Annotated in this window: 15 protein-coding genes; 3 read left to right on the top strand and 12 right to left on the bottom strand. The window is 70.1% G+C overall.

The features are described 5' to 3' along the window. The first annotated feature begins 221 nt into the window (after positions 1-221). Both IE278_RS21440 and IE278_RS21435 read left to right on the top strand, forming a co-directional pair. Positions 222-893 (top strand): potassium channel family protein, encoded by a 672-nt coding sequence (locus IE278_RS21440; RefSeq protein ID WP_189774659.1) that lies wholly within the window; start codon positions 222-224, stop codon positions 891-893. Next, positions 893-1570, top strand: coding sequence for a potassium channel family protein (locus IE278_RS21435; protein ID WP_189774658.1), 678 nt, complete (start codon positions 893-895; stop codon positions 1568-1570). Before IE278_RS21440 ends, IE278_RS21435 begins: the two co-directional genes overlap by 1 nt. A gap of 183 nt (positions 1571-1753) precedes the next feature. Here the strand turns inward: IE278_RS21435 and IE278_RS21430 are convergent, their stop codons facing one another. The 10 genes from IE278_RS21430 to IE278_RS21385 all read right to left on the bottom strand — a co-directional run bounded on the left by IE278_RS21430 (position 1754) and on the right by IE278_RS21385 (position 12024). After that, positions 1754-2491 (bottom strand): DUF3159 domain-containing protein, encoded by a 738-nt coding sequence (locus IE278_RS21430; protein WP_189774657.1) that lies wholly within the window; start codon positions 2489-2491, stop codon positions 1754-1756. 3 nt (positions 2492-2494) lie between these two features. Further along, positions 2495-2893: an OB-fold nucleic acid binding domain-containing protein gene (locus IE278_RS21425; protein WP_189774656.1), complete on the bottom strand. Its 399-nt coding sequence runs from the start codon at positions 2891-2893 to the stop codon at positions 2495-2497. Positions 2894-2939: 46 nt separating this feature from the next. Beyond that, positions 2940-3623 (bottom strand): response regulator, encoded by a 684-nt coding sequence (locus tag IE278_RS21420; RefSeq protein WP_189774655.1) that lies wholly within the window; start codon positions 3621-3623, stop codon positions 2940-2942. Further along, positions 3620-6268 carry a DUF4118 domain-containing protein gene (locus IE278_RS21415; RefSeq protein ID WP_189774653.1) on the bottom strand — a complete coding sequence of 883 codons (2649 nt, stop codon included), beginning with the start codon at positions 6266-6268 and terminating at the stop codon, positions 3620-3622. Before IE278_RS21415 ends, IE278_RS21420 begins: the two co-directional genes overlap by 4 nt. Positions 6269-6509: 241 nt before the next feature. After that, positions 6510-7220 carry an ABC transporter ATP-binding protein gene (locus IE278_RS21410; RefSeq protein WP_189774650.1) on the bottom strand — a complete coding sequence of 237 codons (711 nt, stop codon included), beginning with the start codon at positions 7218-7220 and terminating at the stop codon, positions 6510-6512. 59 nt (positions 7221-7279) lie between these two features. Beyond that, complete coding sequence (locus IE278_RS21405) at positions 7280-8515, bottom strand: alginate lyase family protein (RefSeq protein ID WP_189774648.1); 1236 nt, start codon at positions 8513-8515, stop codon at positions 7280-7282. A 276-nt stretch (positions 8516-8791) separates the two neighbouring features. Next, entirely contained in the window at positions 8792-9682 is an 891-nt protein-coding gene (locus IE278_RS21400) for a peptidoglycan-binding domain-containing protein (protein ID WP_189774646.1), read from the bottom strand. A gap of 476 nt (positions 9683-10158) precedes the next feature. Then, entirely contained in the window at positions 10159-10920 is a 762-nt protein-coding gene (locus tag IE278_RS21395; RefSeq protein ID WP_149515224.1) for a DUF3710 domain-containing protein, read from the bottom strand. Position 10921: 1 nt separating this feature from the next. Beyond that, the gene (dut, locus tag IE278_RS21390; RefSeq protein WP_373312051.1) at positions 10922-11416 is read right to left on the bottom strand and encodes a dUTP diphosphatase; all 495 of its coding nucleotides are present in this window, start codon (positions 11414-11416) and stop codon (positions 10922-10924) included. Positions 11417-11439: 23 nt separating this feature from the next. Further along, positions 11440-12024: a PaaI family thioesterase gene (locus IE278_RS21385; RefSeq protein ID WP_189774642.1), complete on the bottom strand. Its 585-nt coding sequence runs from the start codon at positions 12022-12024 to the stop codon at positions 11440-11442. Positions 12025-12082: 58 nt separating this feature from the next. Between IE278_RS21385 and IE278_RS21380 the strand changes: the two genes are divergently transcribed. After that, entirely contained in the window at positions 12083-12544 is a 462-nt protein-coding gene (locus tag IE278_RS21380) for a DUF3093 domain-containing protein (protein WP_189774641.1), read from the top strand. A 211-nt stretch (positions 12545-12755) separates the two neighbouring features. On the opposite strand, the gene IE278_RS21375 is transcribed toward IE278_RS21380, so the two are convergent. Further along, on the bottom strand, positions 12756-13652 hold the full coding sequence (locus IE278_RS21375; RefSeq protein WP_189774638.1) for a hypothetical protein: 897 nt from the start codon (positions 13650-13652) through the stop codon (positions 12756-12758). Positions 13653-13665: 13 nt separating this feature from the next. After that, complete coding sequence (locus IE278_RS21370) at positions 13666-13962, bottom strand: DUF4193 domain-containing protein (protein WP_005481602.1); 297 nt, start codon at positions 13960-13962, stop codon at positions 13666-13668. Positions 13963-14253 lie beyond the last annotated feature (291 nt).

Here is a 14253-nt window from a genome sequence, read left to right as displayed (position 1 = left end):
TTGTCGGCCTGGGCATCCTGGCACTCGTCAGTGTGCGCAGCATCAGCCGCCGCTGATCACCGGTGGACCGGTCGTCCGATCGCCGACGAGCCGATCGTCGTCACGGTGCGGGGCCAATCTGCACGGGGGTGCCGCCGACGGACCGCGCGTGTGTAGCTTGGGCGTCGGTCTGAGACCCTGTTTCAGCCTGAGCAGTAACTTTTCACACCGGAAGGACGGTCGTGCACATCGTCATCATGGGCTGCGGCAGAGTGGGTTCCGCTCTCGCCCAGACCCTGGAGCAACAGGGGCACACGGTCGCCGTGATCGACCAGGACCCCACCGCCTTCCGACGACTGGGCTCCGGTTTCGGCGGCCGTCGTGTGACCGGCGTCGGTTTCGACCAGGACACCCTGCGCGAGGCGGGCATCGAGGAGGCGGGCGCCTTCGCCGCCGTCTCCAGCGGCGACAATTCGAACATCATCGCCGCCCGGGTGGCCCGCGAGATGTTCGGCATCGAGAACGTGGCGGCGCGCATCTACGACCCGCGGCGCGCCGAGGTGTACCAGCGCCTGGGCATCCCCACCGTCGCCACCGTCCGCTGGACGGCCGACCAGATGCTGCGCCGGCTGCTGCCGTCGGGCGCCGAGCCGCTGTGGCGCGACCCCACCGGCGGGGTGCAGCTCGCCGAGGTGCACGCGTCGACGGCGTGGGTGGGCCAGCGGATCAGCCGCCTCCAGGAGGACACCGGGGTACGCGTGGCCTTCCTCACCCGTCTGGGTGAGGCGGTGCTGCCCTCCTCGCAGACGGTTCTCCAGGAGGGCGACCTGGTGCACGTGATGATGCGCACGGACGACATCGAGAAGGTCGAGGCGTCGTTCGCCGAGGGCCCCGAAGAGGAGAGCGGTCACTGATGAGGGTCGCCATTGCCGGTGCCGGCGCCGTGGGCCGCTCGATCGCGGGCGAGCTCCTGGAGAACGGGCACGAGATCCTGCTGATCGACAAGGCGCCGACCGCCATCTCGGTCGAGCGCGTCCCGATGGCGGAGTGGCTGCTCGCCGACGCCTGTGAGATCACGTCCCTGGACGAGGCGGCGCTCCAGCGCTGCAACGTGGTGATCGCGGCCACGGGTGACGACAAGGTCAACCTCGTCGTCTCCCTGCTCGCGAAGACCGAGTACGGGGTCCCGCGGGTCGTCGCCCGCGTCAACAACCCCAAGAACGAGTGGCTGTTCAACGAGTCGTGGGGCGTGGACGTCGCCGTCTCGACCCCCCGCCTGATGTCCGCCCTGGTCGAGGAGGCGGTGAGCGTCGGCGACCTGGTCCGGCTGCTGCGCTTCAGCCACGGCGACGCCAACCTCGTCGAACTGACCCTTCCCCCGGAGTCCGCGCTCGCCGGTACCCAGGTCGGCGACGTGGCCTGGCCCGAGGACACCTCGCTGGTCACCATCATCCGCGGCACCCGGGTCCTCACCCCGACCCGCGAGGACTCCCTGGAGGCCGGCGACGAACTCCTGTTCGTGGCAGCCCAGGCCCGCGAGGAACAACTGGAGGACCTGCTGTCGGTACGCAGGGAGGGCACGGCGGGCTGACGCGACAGAGATCACGAAGTGGGGGCACCCGGATTTCTCCGGGTGCCCCCACTTCCGTCTGATCAGCCGGTCCGGCACCCACCAGCCCGTCCGGCGTTAGAGGACGAGGCCTTTCAGGCCGAAGCGGGGGTCCGGGGGCGGCAGCCCCCCGTGGCCCACACCAGCACGGGTCCTGAGCCGGGCCTAGTCGGCGGACCGAGCCGCGGCCTGCCGCTCCTTCTCCGCCTTCTCCTCCGCCTCCATCTCCGCGAAGACGTCAATCGGCGGCGGAGCCTTCGCGAGGAACACCCACGTCAGCCACACCGCGAGCAGGAAGGGCGGAATCTTCAGCGCGATCAGAACCCAGCCGAACTGGGTGGTGTCGGCCCACCAGTAGAGCGGGAAGAGGATCGCGCACTTGGCGAGCAGGATCAGGCCCCACGCATAACTGGCCTTCGCGTACGCCTTCTTGCGCCCCGGATTGCGCGTACGCCAGGAGAGGTTCTCCTTGAAGACCGGCCCGAGGATCAGGCCGATCAGCGGCACTCCGGCGAGCGTCGTGATGATGTAGGCGAGGGCGAGACCGAGCGTGTACAGCATGCCCGGCAGGTAGAAGTCCTTCGCGTTGCCCGTCATCATCGCGAAGACGACACCGAAGGCGACCCCGAAGACCCCGCTGAACGCGTGCTTGACGGTGTCCTTCATGACCAGGCGGACCACGACGAGCAGGATCGAGACACCGAGGGCCGCGATGGCCGCCGAGTGCAGGTCCTTGTTGATCGTGAAGATCGTGACGAAGAGCAGGCCCGGCAGGACCGTCTCGATCATGCCCCGCAGACCGCCGAACGCCTCGAAGAGGGCGGCTTCGGTCACCGCCCGTGAGTCGTGCGCATCCCGCGCGTCCCGCTGGGGGTCTTCGGTCGGCTTGTCGAGCGACGTCACCGGCTACTCCCGTCCGAGGGGTCTGAGTTCGTACTTCGGATTGAACAGCACGCGCCGGCCCCGGCTCATCGAGATACGGCCCGACGCCATCAGCTTGCGCCCCGGCTCTATCCCCACGATGGAGCGTCTGCCGAGCCACACCACGTCCAGCGCGGCCGAACCGTCGAACAGCTCGGCCTCCAGGGCCGGTACACCGGCCCTCGGGCGCAGAGTGACCGTGCGCAAGGTACCAGTAACCGTGACCACCTGTCGGTCGCGGCAGTCACCGATACGGGTGCAGCCGGCGGTCTCGGAGTCCTCGCGCAGCTCCTCCGACTCCAGGTCCTCCTGGGACGAGGAGAGCCGGTCGATCATGCGCCGGAACCGGCCCGCCGGCTTTTCGGATCGAGGGACAGCACTCATACCTCAAAGCGTACCGGGGGGCGCTGACAGCTACGTACCCGTAGCACTAACGCTCGAACCGGTAGCCCATCCCCGGCTCGGTGACGAAGTGCCGGGGATGCGAGGGGTCCACCTCCAGTTTGCGGCGGAGCTGCGCCATATAGACCCGCAGGTAGTTCGTCTCGGTGCCGTAGGAGGGGCCCCAGACCTCCTGGAGCAGCTGTTTCTGGCTGACCAGGCGGCCCGTGTTGCGCACCAGCACCTCCAGGAGGTGCCACTCGGTCGGGGTGAGGCGTACGTCGCGGCCGTCGCGGTGGACCTTCTTCGCGGCCAGGTCGACGGTGAAGTCGTCCGTCGTGACGATCACGTCGTCCTCGCCGCCACCGGTGGGTTCGGCGCGGCGGACGGCCGCCCGCAGCCGCGCGAGCAGTTCGTCCATGCCGAAGGGCTTGGTCACGTAGTCGTCGGCGCCCGCGTCCAGTGCCTCGACCTTCTCGTCGGAGGAGTGCCGCGCGGACAGCACGAGGATCGGTACGCGGGTCCAGCCACGCAGTCCCCTGATCACCTCGACGCCGTCCATGTCCGGCAGACCCAGGTCGAGCACGACGACGTCGGGATGGCGGGCGGCGGCGAGCTGGAGGGCGGTGGCGCCGTCGGGGGCGGCGTCGACCTCGTACTTGCGTGCCTTGAGGTTGATCACGAGGGCTCGGGTGATCTGCGGCTCGTCGTCGACCACGAGGACCCGGGTCATGAAGCCTGCCTTTCCGGTTGTACGGGTTCTTCTTGTACACGTTCTGCCGGCACGGCCTCTTCTTGTACGCGTCCTGACCGCATGACCTCTTCTTGTACGTGTTCTTGTACGTGTTCTTGTACGTGTTCCGCGGGTCCTTGCGGGCGGGAGGAGCCCACCCTGAGCGTGAGCACCATGGTGAGGCCCCCGCCAGGGGTGTCCTCGGCGTTGAGCGTGCCGCCCATGGCCTCGGCGAAACCGCGGGCGACCGCGAGGCCGAGGCCGACCCCGGCGCCGCGCGGCGCGTCGCCGTACCGCTGGAAGGGAGCGAATATACGGTCCTTCGCCTCGTCCGGGACGCCCCGGCCCCGGTCCACGACCCGCACCTCCACCCGGTCGCCGAGCGTACTGGCGGCGACGAGGACGCGCTCGTCCTCGGGGCTGTACTTGACGGCGTTCTCGACAAGGTTGGCGACCGAGCGCTCCAGCAGGCCGGGGTCGACGGCGACCATGGGCAGCGTCTCGGGGATCTCCAGCTCGACGCTGTGTTCCGGTACGCCGCCCAGCGCCATGGGGACGACCTCGTCGAGGTCGATCTCGCGGATCAGCGGAGTGACGGTGCCGGTCTGCAGGCGGGACATGTCGAGCAGGTTGCCCACCAGGTGGTCGAGCCGGTCGGCGCCCGCCTCGATCCCCTCCAGGAGTTCCGCCTCGTCCTCCTCGGACCAGGCCACGTCGTCCGACCTGAGGGACGACACGGCGGCCTTGATCGCGGCCAGCGGCGTCCGCAGGTCGTGGCTGACGGCGGCCAGCAGCGCCGTGCGGATGCGGTTGCCCTCGGCGAGCGTACGGGCCTGCTCGGCCTCCTGCTGGAGGCGCTTGCGGTCGAGGACGACCACGGCCTGGGCGGCGAAGGCGGCGAGGACCCGGCGGTCCTCGGCGGGGAGCACCCGGCCGGAGAGGGCGAGCGCGGTGTGGTCACCCACCGGCATGTCGACGTCGGCGGCCTCGGGGAGCGTCGGCGGGCGCGGGCCCACGCTGCCCGCGCAGGTCCACGGCTCGACGTCGCTCGTGCGCTCAAGGAGGGCGACCGACTCCATGCCGAAGGTCTCGCGGACCCGTTCCAGCAGGGCGTCGAGGCTGGTCTCACCGCGCAGGACACTGCCCGCGAGGAAGGAGAGGATCTCGGACTCGGCGCGCAGCCGGGCCGCCTGGTGGGTGCGGCGGGCCGCCAGGTCCACCACCGACGCCACCGAGATCGCCACCCCCACGAAGATGACGATGGCGACGATGTTCTTGGGGTCCGAGACGGTCAGCCGGTGCAGCGGCGGGGTGAAGAAGTAGTTCAGCAGGAAGGAGCCGAAGGCCGCCGAGGCGAGCGCCGGGAGCAGTCCGCCGAGCAGGGCGGCCGCCACGGTCAGCGTCAGGAACAGCAGCATGTCGTTGGCGAGCCCGAGGTCCGCGTCCGCGTTGATCAACAGCAGCGCGAGGAGGGCCGGGCCGGCGATCCCGGTCAGCCAGCCCGTGATGATCCGGGACCGGCCCAGGCGTGCGCCCCGGGCGACCGGCAGACCGCGCCCCTTGCCCGCCTCGTCGTGCGTGACGATGTGCACGTCCAGGTCGGGCCCCGACTCGCGGGCGACCGTGGCGCCGACGCCGGGCCCGAACACGTACTGCCAGGCCTTGCGCCGTGACGAGCCCAGCACGATCTGGCTGGCGTTGACGCCGCGGGCGAACTCCAGCAGCGCGGACGGGATGTCGTCGCCCACGACGTGGTGGAAGGTGCCGCCGAGGTCCTCGGCGAGGGTCCGCTGGACGGCCAGTTCCTTGGGCGAGGCGGAGGTGAGGCCGTCACTGCGGGCGATGTAGACGGCCAGCACCTCGCCGCCGGCGCCCTTCTCGGCCAGCCTGGCTGCCCGGCGGATCAGCGTACGGCCCTCGGGGCCGCCGGTGAGGCCGACGACGATGCGTTCGCGGGCCTGCCAGGTGGAGCGGATGCCGTGCTCGCCCCGGTACTGCTGGAGGTACTCGTCGACGCGGTCGGCGACCCAGAGGAGGGCCAGCTCGCGCAGCGCGGTGAGGTTGCCGGGGCGGAAGTAGTTGGACAGGGCCGCGTCGACCTTGTCGGGCTTGTAGATGTTGCCGTGCGCCATCCGGCGGCGGAGCGCCTGGGGCGACATGTCGACCAGCTCGATCTGGTCGGCCCGCCGCACCACCTCGTCCGGCAGGGTCTCGCGCTGACGCACCCCCGTTATGGACTCCACGACGTCACCGAGCGACTCAAGATGCTGGATGTTGACCGTCGAGACGACGTCAATGCCGGCGGCGAGCAGTTCCTCGACGTCCTGCCAGCGCTTGGCATTGCGGGAGCCGGGCACATTGGTGTGCGCCAGTTCGTCCACCAGGGCGACGGCGGGGGCGCGCTCCAGGACCGCGTCGACGTCCATCTCGGTGAAGGCGGCGTCGCGGTGGGCGAGCTCCCTGCGGGGGATCTGCTCCAGTCCGTGCAGCATCACCTCAGTGCGCGGCCGGTCGTGGTGCTCCACGAAGGCCACCACGCAGTCCGCGCCCCGCTCGACCCGGCGGTGCGCCTCGGACAGCATCGCGTACGTCTTGCCGACGCCGGGTGCCGCACCGAGGTAGATCCGAAGCTTCCCGCGTCCCATGGCCTCATTGTCTTCCCAAACGCACTGCGTAGCTGGTTAGACCATACGACCGCCGATCCCCCCGAACAGGACACGAGCCCCGGCAACCCCCGTCTTTGACACAACCCTGACGCCCCCAGTCAGCGAGGGGCGCGGGGAACGCCGCAGTCGTCTGTCTTTCAGGGGCGCGGGGAACGGCGCAGTCTTTTGGTCTCTAGGGGCGCGGGGAACGGCGCAACCAGCCCCCGGCACGGCCCCCACGTCACCCCTCCAGAATCTCGCCGTCACTCAGCTCAAGAACCCGGTCGGCCAGATCCAAGAGCGCGGCATCATGCGTGGCCACGAGCGCGGTAACCCGCTCACTACGGACAACCGCCCGCAGCAACTCCATCACCCCGATACCGGTCTCGGCATCAAGCTGCCCGGTGGGCTCGTCGGCAATGAGAAGCGCCGGATTGTTCGCGAGGGCGCGAGCGATGGCAACCCGCTGCTGCTGCCCGCCGGACAGCTCACCGGGCCGCTGCGCCGCGTGGTCGGCGAGCCCGACCAGCGACAGCAGCAGCTCGACGCGTTCCTCACGCTCACGCGGGTCGGCCCGGCGCAGCCGCATGGGCACGCCCACGTTCTCCGCGGCCGTCAGGATCGGGATGAGCCCGAAGGACTGGAAGACGAAGCCGATACGGTCCCGGCGCAGCTCGAGCAGCCCGTTCTCGCCGAGCCCGGAGAGGTCGAGCCCGTCGACGGTGATCCGCCCCCCGTCCGGCTCGTCGAGCCCGCCGACGAGGTTCAGCAGGGTCGTCTTGCCCGACCCCGAACGCCCCTTGAGGGCGACGAGTTCACCGCGCGGTATGTCGAACGACACCCCGCGCAGGGCGTGCACGGCGGTGGTTCCGCTGCCGTACGAGCGGTGGACGTTCTCCACCCGGACCATCGTGTCCGTGGCGACCGTGTCCGTGACGACCTCAGTGCTCATGCCTCTCCCCCGTGGACCGGGCGCCAGTATCACCGTCCGGCGCCCGGACCTGCAACGGTTCAGCTCCGGTTGTCGCCGTGTGTGAGCGTTTCCCAGGCGACGAACAGGTTGTTGCTGCCCGCCGGACGGTTCTGCGCCGTCAGCCGCTCGGTGTTGGTCATGGCGATGCCGAGGCGGTTGTGCAGGGCGTTGTAGCCGACCTCGGTGACCGGTCCGAGTCCGAGGTGCAGCGATCCGCCGCACAGCCAGCTCGGGGCCGCCTCGCCCAGTTCGTACTTGGCCTGGAAGCCGAGCGCGTGCCGCAGCCGCTCGCCGACATCGGTGCCGTAAAGGTCCTGGCCCTGGATGCGGCTGGTCTCGGCGATGTGCGCGATCGCGGAGATGCCGTATCCGGTGTGGGTGAAGTCGCGGCAGGTCTCCTGGGTGACCCCGTTGACGAAGGTGGACTGGCCCTGCCAGTAGTTGACGATCTTCTGGGTGGTGTCGAGGTTCTGGCTCGGCACGGTCTTCGGCAGGGCGCCGTCGGAGGCTATGTAGACATAGGCGGCCGTACGGGTGCGGAACTTGGCCATGGCCTTGTCGTACGAGGCCTTGTCCTCCAGGAAGACGGAGATGCCGACGGCGGCCTCCATCATCGACAGCTCCCAGTTGCCGTTGGAGTTCGAGCCGTTGATGACCTTGGGCAGATACACGTCACGCAGCATCGTCGAGAAGCGCCCGGAGTTCGCCCAGCCGCCGTCGTACGTGTACTTGATGATCTCGGCGGCCTTCGGCCAGGACGAGCCCGCCCAGCCGGTCTGCAGCGGTGCGTTGCTGTTGGTGTGGTCCCTGATGGTCGCGGACCAGGCGTCCATCAGCTCGATCGCCTTCTTCGCGTACCGGGCGTCGCGCGTGATGTACCAGGCCAGCGCCTGGGTGTATGCGGCAATCGCGTCCTCGCGCTCGTCGGTGCAGCCGTAGTTGGGGTTCGAGTACGAGCCGCACTCCACGACGGCGCGAGGCTTGGCGACCCGCGTGAGCGAGCCGTACTTGCTCGACATCATCTGGTCGTACGCGCCCTTCCAGGGCTGCGCACCCGCGTTGACCTGCTGTCGGGCGAAGTCCAACTGGCCGCGGGAGACGGTGACTCCGGGGTGCGCGAAGGTCGCGGGGGCCGCCTCGGCGCGCTCGGCGGCGGGCCAGGCGAGGGCGCCGGCCAGCAGGGCGGTGACGGTGGCGAGCAGCGCGAAGCGGGAGGCCCCGCGGCGGCGTGCGGGGCGTGAGGGACGTGGGGGGACCGGAGCGGTCGGCTTCATGGGGGGCCATCCGTTCTCGTATGTGAACACGGAATGCCTTTATGAACACAGGCGTTTGGCCGGTGACCATAGGTACAGACCATGTCCGCGTCAAGAGACCAGTCACGAGAAGGGTGACGAGGAACGTCCGGCACCCAGCCGGACACGACCTGCGGGCCGGCCGAAAGCCGACCGGAAGCCGCGGGCCGCTGACCGCGTAGCGCGGACCGCCACCCGCCACCCGCCGCCCACCGCTCGCCGCTCGCTGGCCTGAGCCGCCCGCGGCCCGCGAACCCCTCAGCTCTTGACCGTGAACCCGTGCTGCCGGCCGAGCTTCTTGAGCGTGGTCTGCCCCGGGATGCCGTTCGCCGCCGCGCCGCTGAAGCCGTAGCGGCGCTGCAGGGCGGCGTACGCCTCGACGGTCCTGCTGCCGAACGATCCGTCGGCCCACTGAGCGGGCAGCAAGCCCTCGGCCACCAGGGCCTTCTCGACGACCAGGACGTCCGGCCGGTGCGTCTTGCCGCCCTGCGGCAGCCCCGGGTCACGGCGCGCGGCGGCGATCAGCTTGCTGAGGTCGACGACCGGCTTGTCGGGCGCGCTGCCGTTCCCCGGCTTCTCGGCCGGGGCCGCTTCGAAGAGGGCGGACCTGTCGATGTCGCCCGGGTCCCAGTGGTCGTTGCCCGGGATGTTCGCATGGCCGTAGTGGCCGCCCTTGCTCATCCAGACCGAGCGGGGGCGGTTGGTGGCGTCGGCTGCCGAGGTCGCGAGGCGCCCGGCCGGGAAGGTGTCCGGGATCTTCCAGGAACGGATCGCGGCCATCATGGCCTTGTAGTTCGGGCCCGGCTCCCAGGTCTTGGTGAACGGCTTGCCGGCTCGTCCCAGCACCTCGATCTGGATGCAGACCTTGCCGACGCGGTTGGTCCTCGTCGATCCGTCGTTGAGCAGGGCGCGGGCGCTGTGGTTCAGCGGGCCGAACTGGCCGAGACGGTCGGTCGTCGGGTCGTAGAGCAGGTGCGGCTCGGCGTTCTTACGGATCAGAAGCGCCGTGACGGCCTCGAAGGCGTCGTCGCCCGCGCCGCTCTCCGTGGTGTGCCAGACGACACGGCCCGGAACCGATGGAAGATCCATCGCCCCTCCGATGCTCCCGTCGCCCAGGCGCTCCGCGTTCTCGATCCAGTTGGTACCCACTTCGCATCCCCCATGGATTCGCATGATCGGCAAGTCGGGTGCGGGTCAAGGGACTTGAGAGCCCCACCCTCCTTCGTCATGCCCAGGGTGACGCAGCGTAGCCACATCCGAGGAGCGACTCGGGGCTTTCTTCACTCATTCGGCTCACACGCGGGCCCTCGAAAGAAATGAATGTCCAGACATGAGCGAGGGAGGAATGAGGGAGGAGCGAGGCGGCCCCAGGGAGGAGGAGCAGCCGCGACCACCACCCCGTCGCGACCACGCCCCTCGCTCCCACCGGCTACGCCCGCCGACACTCGATGACCCGCCCACCACCCCGCACACCTGCCATGACCTGCGCTTTCACGGCCCCGAGGACACCCTCCGAATCGCGCGGTGGCCGCACCCGCCGCACCGGCCGCACACGACGACGGGCCGCACCCCCCGAAGGGAATGCGGCCCGTCGCACACGTACGAGTACGCGGCCGTCGAGACGCCTAGCGAACCTCGGTGATCTCCGGTCCGCGCTGCAACTGCCCCATGCCGCCGGAGAAGCGGGACCCGGCCTGCTCCTCCTGCTGCACACCCTCAGCGACCATCTGCGCGTCGTCCGGCAGCTTCAGCACGATCGGGTCGCGCGGGGCCATCGGGCCCTCACCACGGACCACCACGGTGTCCCGGAAGATCTGCTCCAGCAGACCGGCGGCCTGCGGCTGCACCGCGCCCTGCCCGGAGATCACTCCGCGCAGGAACCAGCGGGGACCGTCCACACCGATGAACCGGACGACCTGGAAGCCGCCCGTGCCGTCCGGCAGCTGCACCGGTACCTGGGCGCGCAGCTCCCAGCCCAGCGGCCCCTCGACCTCGTCGATGACACCGCCCTGCTGGGTGATGCCGGTGGCGATCTCCTCGCGCACCTCGCCCCAGATGCCCTCGCGCTTGGGAGCGGCGAAGGCCTGCAGCTGGACGGCGCTGTCCTTGAGCACCACGGTGGCCGCGACGATCGCGTCGCCCGCGACCTCCACCCGGAGCTCCATGCCGTCGACCCCGGGCACGAAAAGTCCGCCCAGGTCGACCCGGCCGTCGGCCGGGTCGCGCACCTCGGTGCTGTCCCAGGGACCGTCGGGGCGCGGCTCCGGTTCGAGCCTCACGCGCTCGCGCTCCGCCCCGTCCGCCTCAGTGTCGACGCCGTCGACGACCTGCTCGGCCTCGCCCGCCGCGTCCTCGGCGGCACTGCCCTTCTTGCGACGTCCGAACACGTCACTGTCCTTCCCGGTCGGATACGACCGAAGCGTATCGATTCCCACCCGTTGTGCCGCCCACCGCGGAATGCCCGCCGGTGGACCCGAAGCCCCCTGCGGCCCGCGCCGAGTCGGGAAGCTCCGCGACTTCCTGGAAGCTCACCTTCTCGACCTGCTGGACGACCAGTTGGGCAATCCGGTCGAAGCGCTCGAACCGCACGGACTCGCGCGGGTCGAGATTCACCACGATCACCTTGATCTCCCCACGGTACCCGGCATCAACCGTCCCCGGGGCATTCACGAGAGCGACACCGCAGCGGGCGGCCAGCCCCGAACGCGGGTGCACGAAGGCCGCGTACCCCTCGGGGAGCGCGATGCACACTCCGGTGGGGAGCACGGCGCGTTCGCCTGGCTCCAGCACGTGACTCCGCGTGGTCCGCAGATCCGCGCCGGCGTCGCCGGGATGCGCGTAGTGCGGGAGCGGTACGTCCGGGTCGACGCGCTTGATCAGCACGTCCACCGGGGCCTGGGCGGGGGTCACGGGTTCACCTCGAAAGCACGGGCACGACGGACCTGGTCGGGGTCGTCCATGGCCGCCCGGATCTCCTCCGGTCGGCCGTTGTCGACGAAGTGGTCGACCTTCACCTCGATGAAGAGAGCGTCCGCGCGGACGGCGACGGGCCCCTCGGGGCCGCCGATCCGTCCCGTGGCGGACGAGTAGATCTTGCGGCCGGCCACCGCCGTGACCTCGGCCTCCAGGTACAGCACGGTGCCCACGGGCACGGGCCGTACGAAGTCGGTCTCCAGGCGGCCGGTCACGGCAATGGTGCGCAGCAGCCAGTTCAGGGAGCCCAGGGTCTCGTCGAGGGCACTCGCGAGGACCCCGCCGTGCGCGAGTCCGGGAGCGCCCTGGTGCGCGCTCTGCACGGTGAACTCGGCGGTGATCCGCACGCCGTCGCCCGCGCGGGCCTCCAGGTGCAGTCCGTGCGGCTGTCCGCCGCCGCAGCCGAAACACCGGTCGTAGTGCGCGCCGAGGAGTTCGCCCGGGGCGGGCGCGTCGGGATGGCGCACCGGCGCCACGGCGTCGGCCGGGGGCCGCAGGGCCGAAGATGTACCACTCACAGGCGCAGACCTTACCTCCGCGTCAGCGGCCCGTACGCACCGTGGCAGGCTTGGCGGTATGCAGCCCTCCGCCTCGCCGTACGAAGAACGTCTGACCGCGCCCCGATCCTGGTGGTTCGTCTGCCTGCTGGTGGGCGTCTCGATGGCCCTGATCCTGCTCCCCTTCGGCACGCTGCCCCTGCTGGGCGGCCTGGTCGGCGGCACGGCGGTGTCGGCGGTGGTGGCCAGTTCGTACGGCTCCGCGCGGATCCGTGTGGTGGGCGGCGCGCTGATCGCGGGGGACGCCAGGATCCCGGTCTCCGCCCTGGGCGAGGCACACGTCCTCGACCCCGAAGAGGCCCGCGCCTGGCGGTCGTTCAAGGCCGACGCGCGCGCCCACATGCTGTTGCGGGCCTACGTCCCGACGGCTCTGCGCGTGGACATCACCGACCCGGCCGACCCGACTCCGTACGTCTATCTGTCGACCCGTGACCCGGAGCGTCTGGCGGCGGCCCTGGAGGCCGCGCGCACGGCCGCGTAGACGGACGGCGACCGCGGCCGGACCGCACCGGGTCCGTCCCGGTACCCGGCCGGCGGTCCGCCACGACGTCCGGTGCGGGGTCCGACCCGGATCTGTGTCCGAGCCCGAACCCGAACAAGTTTTCGTACGCGTACCCGTACGGAAACTTTTCCTTCGCGCGGTCAGAACTTTGCCCGCCACGCGAGGCCGGCCACCGGCGGCGCCTATCGGGTCAGCGCTCCAGCTCTCCGCGGATGTCGCCCATGCTCAGCGGGTCGGCGGGCGCGTCCAGTGGCGGCAGCGCCGGGAGGGCGTCCCAGGGGACCTGCATCCTGCGGAGGTCCTTGCGGACCCGGTCGGCGAGCTTTCTCGTGTCACGGCGGTTCATGACCGCCCCGACGGCCGCGCCCACCATGAACGGCATCAGGTTCGGCAGGTTGCGGACCGTGCGCTTCATGATCTGCTGGCGCAGCTCGCGCTTCATCTGGCCCCCGAGGGCCGCGTTGAGCGTCGACGGTTTGGTCACGTCGATGCCGCGCTCCTCCGACCACGAGTTCAGATACGTGGTGGAGCGCTCTTTGAGGGTGCCGGGCGGTCGCAGTCCGTAGACCTCGTACAGCTCGGCGATCAGTTTCAGTTCGATGGCGGCGACGCCGGTGACCTCGGCGGCCAGCTCCGTGGGCATGGCCGGCGGTACGGGCATCATCGCGGCGGCGCCGACGCCCGCGCCCACAGTGGACGTCGCGTTGCACGCGCCCGCGACGAGCTTGTCCGCGAGCTGTTCGGGGCCCAGGCCCGGGAACTGCTTCCGGAGTGCGGCGAGGTCGCGTACGGGGATCCGCGGGGCGATCTCGATGATGCGGTCGGTGACGTACGCCAGGGCGGCCCTGGCCCGGCTGCCGCCCTTACGGACGCCTTCCGCGACCCCGTGGCCGACGGCGGCCGCCCGGCGTCTGGCGACAGGCGCCTTGGTCACCGGCACCTCCAGGGCGCCGGAGGCGCCTGTCGCGTCCGCTGCTTCGAGCGAGGCCGGGTGGCCCCGCTCGTCGTCGTGCAAGCCGTCCTGAGACGGACCGGCCGCTCCCCGGTCACGAAAGCGGCGCTTCCAGGGCGGGGTCGAGCCTGTCACGGCCGACCCTGCCTCAGTCGCAGTCGCGGCAGATCGGCTGACCGTTCTTCTCGCGGGCCAGCTGACTGCGGTGGTGGACCAGGAAGCAGCTCATGCAGGTGAACTCGTCCTGCTGCTTCGGCAGGACCCGGACGGCCAGTTCCTCGTTCGAAAGGTCCGCTCCGGGCAGTTCCAGGCCTTCGGCTGCCTCGAACTCGTCCACGTCGACCGCTGAAGTCGACTTGTCGTTCCGGCGAGCCTTCAGTTCTTCAAGGCTGTCCGAGTCGACGTCGTCGTCGGTCTTGCGTGGGGTGTCGTAATCCGTTGCCATGTCGCTCTCCCCCTCTGGGTGTCTGCGGTGTCTCAGCGCAGGTAACGCGTGAGAGGCCGGACTTGTGCCCGACCTGAGGCGGAGATTTTGCCTCACATCAAGGTCTGTTACTCAATCGACACCCAACCGGACTCCTCAGGAGTGATCGGCTTGGATGGCGAAGCGGACCGTACACGGTCCGAATGCCGCACTTCAAAGGCGTCTCACCGTGTACTTCCCGTGATCTCGACCCCCGAAAACCCGGATTTTCCCGGCTTTCCGGCAGTCTCGTTGATCACGGAGGGTAGATGA

This window comes from Streptomyces tauricus, assembly GCF_014650955.1.
Taxonomy (GTDB): domain Bacteria; phylum Actinomycetota; class Actinomycetes; order Streptomycetales; family Streptomycetaceae; genus Streptomyces; species Streptomyces tauricus.
This window is presented reverse-complemented; position numbering and strand designations above follow the sequence as displayed.